This is a genomic window from Bacillus sp. 22190, assembly GCF_052045575.1.
GTDB classification, from domain to species: Bacteria; Bacillota; Bacilli; order Bacillales; family Bacillaceae; genus Bacillus; species Bacillus altitudinis.
This window is the reverse complement of sequence record NZ_JBQEPF010000035.1, coordinates 1-3,040: the sequence shown is the minus strand read 5'-3', so window position 1 is coordinate 3,040 and position 3,040 is coordinate 1. Positions and strand designations below refer to the sequence as shown.

At 52.5% G+C, this 3,040-nt stretch carries 1 rRNA gene; it reads left to right on the top strand.

The annotated features are described in order from the left end of the window. Positions 1–95: 95 nt before the first annotated feature. Positions 96–3,026 (top strand): 23S ribosomal RNA (locus tag ACTJKA_RS19790). Positions 3,027–3,040 lie beyond the last annotated feature (14 nt).

Below are 3,040 nucleotides of genomic sequence, written 5' to 3'. Positions count from 1 at the left end.
TGTTCTTTGAAAACTAGATAACAATAAGTAATACATTCACATTGAATGCAATGCAAAGTTCATCACACATAGTGATTCTTTCTAAAGTAAGAAATGGTTAAGTTAGAAAGGGCGCACGGTGGATGCCTTGGCACTAGGAGCCGATGAAGGACGGGACGAACACCGATATGCTTCGGGGAGCTGTAAGCAAGCTTTGATCCGGAGATTTCCGAATGGGGAAACCCACTGCTCGTAATGGAGTAGTATCCATACTTGAATACATAGAGTATGAGAAGGCATACCCGGGGAACTGAAACATCTAAGTACCCGGAGGAAGAGAAAGCAAATGCGATTCCCTGAGTAGCGGCGAGCGAAACGGGAACAGCCCAAACCAAGAGGCTTGCCTCTTGGGGTTGTAGGACACTCTATACGGAGTTACAAAGGAACGATATAAGCGAAGAGGTCTGGAAAGGCCCGCCAAAGAAGGTAACAGCCCTGTAACTGAAATGTTGTTCTCTCCAGAGTGGATCCTGAGTACGGCGGAACACGTGAAATTCCGTCGGAATCCGGGAGGACCATCTCCCAAGGCTAAATACTCCCTAGTGACCGATAGTGAACCAGTACCGTGAGGGAAAGGTGAAAAGCACCCCGGAAGGGGAGTGAAATAGATCCTGAAACCGTGTGCCTACAAGTAGTCAGAGCCCGTTAACGGGTGATGGCGTGCCTTTTGTAGAATGAACCGGCGAGTTACGATCCCGTGCAAGGTTAAGCAGAAGATGCGGAGCCGCAGCGAAAGCGAGTCTGAATAGGGCGCATGAGTACGTGGTCGTAGACCCGAAACCAGGTGATCTACCCATGTCCAGGGTGAAGTTCAGGTAACACTGAATGGAGGCCCGAACCCACGCACGTTGAAAAGTGCGGGGATGAGGTGTGGGTAGGGGTGAAATGCCAATCGAACCTGGAGATAGCTGGTTCTCTCCGAAATAGCTTTAGGGCTAGCCTCAAGGTAAGAGTCTCGGAGGTAGAGCACTGATTGGACTAGGGGCCCCTACCGGGTTACCGAATTCAGTCAAACTCCGAATGCCGATGACTTATCCTTGGGAGTCAGACTGCGAGTGATAAGATCCGTAGTCGAAAGGGAAACAGCCCAGACCGCCAGCTAAGGTCCCAAAGTATACGTTAAGTGGAAAAGGATGTGGAGTTGCTTAGACAACCAGGATGTTGGCTTAGAAGCAGCCACCATTTAAAGAGTGCGTAATAGCTCACTGGTCGAGTGACTCTGCGCCGAAAATGTACCGGGGCTAAACGTATCACCGAAGCTGCGGACTGTTCTTACGAACAGTGGTAGGAGAGCGTTCTAAGTGCAGTGAAGTCAGACCGGAAGGACTGGTGGAGCGCTTAGAAGTGAGAATGCCGGTATGAGTAGCGAAAGACGGGTGAGAATCCCGTCCACCGAATGCCTAAGGTTTCCTGAGGAAGGCTCGTCCGCTCAGGGTTAGTCGGGACCTAAGCCGAGGCCGAAAGGCGTAGGCGATGGACAACAGGTTGATATTCCTGTACCACCTCCTCACCATTTGAGCAATGGGGGGACGCAGGAGGATAGGGTAAGCGCGGTATTGGATATCCGCGTCCAAGCAGTTAGGCTGGGAAATAGGCAAATCCGTTTCCCGTGAAGGCTGAGCTGTGATGGCGAGCGAAATTTAGTAGCGAAGTTCCTGATTCCACACTGCCAAGAAAAGCCTCTAGCGAGGTGAGAGGTGCCCGTACCGCAAACCGACACAGGTAGGCGAGGAGAGAATCCTAAGGTGATCGAGAGAACTCTCGTTAAGGAACTCGGCAAAATGACCCCGTAACTTCGGGAGAAGGGGTGCTTCTTAGGGTGTTAAAGCCCCGAGAAGCCGCAGTGAATAGGCCCAGGCGACTGTTTAGCAAAAACACAGGTCTCTGCGAAGCCGTAAGGCGAAGTATAGGGGCTGACGCCTGCCCGGTGCTGGAAGGTTAAGAGGAGCGCTTAGCGTAAGCGAAGGTGCGAATTGAAGCCCCAGTAAACGGCGGCCGTAACTATAACGGTCCTAAGGTAGCGAAATTCCTTGTCGGGTAAGTTCCGACCCGCACGAAAGGCGCAACGATCTGGGCACTGTCTCAACGAGAGACTCGGTGAAATTATAGTACCTGTGAAGATGCAGGTTACCCGCGACAGGACGGAAAGACCCCGTGGAGCTTTACTGCAGCCTGATATTGAATGTTGGTACAGCTTGTACAGGATAGGTAGGAGCCTTGGAAACCGGAGCGCTAGCTTCGGTGGAGGCATCGGTGGGATACTACCCTGGCTGTATTGACCTTCTAACCCGCTGCCCTTATCGGGCAGGGAGACAGTGTCAGGTGGGCAGTTTGACTGGGGCGGTCGCCTCCTAAAATGTAACGGAGGCGCCCAAAGGTTCCCTCAGAATGGTTGGAAATCATTCGCAGAGTGTAAAGGCACAAGGGAGCTTGACTGCGAGACCTACAAGTCGAGCAGGGACGAAAGTCGGGCTTAGTGATCCGGTGGTTCCGCATGGAAGGGCCATCGCTCAACGGATAAAAGCTACCCCGGGGATAACAGGCTTATCTCCCCCAAGAGTCCACATCGACGGGGAGGTTTGGCACCTCGATGTCGGCTCATCGCATCCTGGGGCTGTAGTCGGTCCCAAGGGTTGGGCTGTTCGCCCATTAAAGCGGTACGCGAGCTGGGTTCAGAACGTCGTGAGACAGTTCGGTCCCTATCCGTCGCGGGCGCAGGAAATTTGAGAGGAGCTGTCCTTAGTACGAGAGGACCGGGATGGACGCACCGCTGGTGTACCAGTTGTTCTGCCAAGGGCATCGCTGGGTAGCTATGTGCGGACGGGATAAGTGCTGAAAGCATCTAAGCATGAAGCCCCCCTCAAGATGAGATTTCCCATTCCGCAAGGAAGTAAGATCCCTGAAAGATGATCAGGTTGATAGGTCTGAGGTGGAAGCGTGGTGACACGTGGAGCTGACAGATACTAATAGATCGAGGACTTAACCTATATTCTAATGTGAA